This window comes from Trebonia sp. (assembly GCF_049794275.1).
In the GTDB taxonomy this organism is placed as follows: Bacteria; Actinomycetota; Actinomycetes; order Streptosporangiales; family Streptosporangiaceae; genus Trebonia.
On record NZ_JBARCR010000124.1, the window covers coordinates 1 to 2,228 of the forward strand.

3 protein-coding genes are annotated in these 2,228 nt (G+C 73.0%); all 3 read right to left on the reverse strand.

Annotated elements, in window-relative coordinates; genetic code table 11:
* The coding region (locus tag WA805_RS03365) for a hypothetical protein (RefSeq protein WP_425241618.1) at positions 1 to 525 on the reverse strand (525 nt) is incomplete at its 3' end.
* Positions 522 to 1,904, reverse strand: coding sequence for a hypothetical protein (locus tag WA805_RS03370; protein ID WP_422337580.1), 1,383 nt, complete (start codon positions 1,902 to 1,904; stop codon positions 522 to 524). The genes WA805_RS03365 and WA805_RS03370, both read right to left, overlap by 4 nt.
* A gap of 33 nt (positions 1,905 to 1,937) precedes the next feature.
* A partial coding sequence (locus WA805_RS03375) for a hypothetical protein (protein ID WP_425241619.1) occupies positions 1,938 to 2,228 on the reverse strand: 291 nt, incomplete at its 5' end.

The following is a 2,228-nucleotide window of genomic DNA, read 5'->3' on the forward strand; positions in this document are numbered from 1 at the left end:
GTCCGGGCCCGCCCAGGCCGCGCACACCGCTCCGCTCAGCCGGAACTGGAGGGCGGCGCCGAGCGCGAGCAGTTCGAGCAGCTCCAGCCGCTGCTGCTCGCGGCGCAGGGTTTCCGCCATGCCCGACCCCAGTGCCGATGCCAGGCCGCTGCCCAGGCGTGGCCGGGTTACCCGCCTGGACACTGCCCCGGACCGCGCCACCGAGATCCCCGAGACCCCTGAGCTCAGGACCGGCGGCAGGCCGGTGCGCTGCTGCTCGGTCTCCTCCCGGCTGACGCTCACCCAGTCCGCGACGCATCGCGGCCCGGTGGCGAGGACCCCGAGGTCGGCGGTGTGCCTGGCCCAGGTCTCGGCGATCGCCACGCAGGCGGGCTTGTCCCCGCCGAGCGCGGCGAGCACAAGCTCGGCCTCAGCGTCCGGGTGCGATGGCAGCGTAAGCTGCCCCGCTTCCCAGCGCACGGTGTGCGAGCCGGATCCGCACGGCACCTGGGTGTCCGCCGTCGGCAGCGAGTCGTACCAGTTCATGATGTCCACCAGGTGAGCGGGGCGGAGGCGCGCATGTCCGCGGTGCGACTGATGACCAGGATGTCGACGGCAGCGGCGGACGGCGGCACCGGGGGAACTACCTCGGCCTTGAACACGTTGACACCGCCGCTGCTCCAGCTGCCCACCTTGGCGACATGCCACAGACCGTCGTCGTCCCGCAGCCAGATGCACGGTCCCTCGGGATAACCGCCCTCGATCGGGCCGAAGAACGCGCCGGTCATGGTGGTGCGCTGCCCCCTGGTGAGCAGCCCGGACAGCACGATCGTCAGTCCGTCGGTCTCGGGGAACCTCACGGACAGGCTCGCCGCCGCGGGCGGCGGGTTTGTTCCGGCGGCTTCCGGCCCGGCACCGTACTGGCCCCCGGTCAGCACATCAGTCCAGCGGACGGGCAGTTCGGCTGGCGGGTCGGTGACGTCTTCCCCGGTAACCGCGTAACGGCGGCATAGCGCGGCGACCAGCCGTGCGGACGCGCTGTCTTCCGGCAGCAGGCCGACAGCCCGCAGCGCGGGCACCATGGCGGCGAGCGCCGGCAGGTCGGTGCCGATGTCGTGGTACCCGCTCCCGAGCACGGCCTCGGTGCGGATCCGCAGGAACTGCTCGCCAGCGCAGAGACCGTTCGGCGTCGCCGTTACCTCGGGCGAGGAAGAACTGGCGGTCAGGTCGATCCGGACGGAGTGCTCCTCATTGCCGACATCCAGCCACGTCCAGTTCTGCGCGGCGCCAGGCGGCTGGCGGCGCGGGTTCGCCAGCAGGCTGAACTGGCCGGTTGACCACGTGCCGTCGCCTCCGCCGTTGAAGACGAGGTCGTAGGAGCGCCCGGTTTCGTCCACCGCGCGCAGGTCGCCGGGTACTCCCCGCAGCGCCCAGCCGGAGAGCAGGCGCGGCGGCGACGGCGATGGCAGGCCTTGCCGCTGCTCGCTCCTGGGGAGCAGCGAGCCCTTGGGGAGGCTGAGGACGCCCGCGCTCAGACACGCCAGCTCTGGCGTGCTGATGGCGGCGAACAGGTAAACGTCCACGTCGGTCTCGCCGGCGCGCAGCTGGAGCAGCGCGCCGGCAGGCGTCACCGAGACCGTGTGAGGACCGGCCGGAGTGCTGGCGCTCAGGGGACTCTGGCGCACGTGCCGCAGCCGCGCACTATGACGCGCCCGCGGATCGCGGGGCGACCGGATTGTCAATGCGGTCGTGAGCTCGTCAAGGACGGTGTCCGCGACAGCAGGTTCGAGTACCCCGGTCCCGGCGAACGCCGCCGCCACCGCCCGCATCCGCTCGGTGGCCTCCGGCATGCTCTCCGGGCCGCCGTCTCGGTACCGCCGCAGCTCTGACTCCGCGAGGTTCCGCAGGTACGTCTCGGCGTCCACGTTTCCAGGGTCTCCCAGCCGGCCGGGCCGCCGCTACCAGCGCACCGGGAGGTTCGCCGTCACCTGCTGCACCGGCCCGCTGACCTCCAGGCCCAGCGCGGCTGTGCAGTGGCCGAGCGGCGGCAGCAGGGCCATCCTGAGCAGCCCCTCCCTGCCGCCGACCGGGTTGACTTCCTCGATCGCCCCCAGGTGCCAGCCGCCCGCGTCGTCTCGCACCCACCAGGAGAACCCGGCGTCGACGGCCGGCACGGCCTCCCACGCCGACCCGAGCGCCCCTGGCGACCCGGCCGCCCAGGACAAGGCGCGCTGCGGACGGCGCTGCAC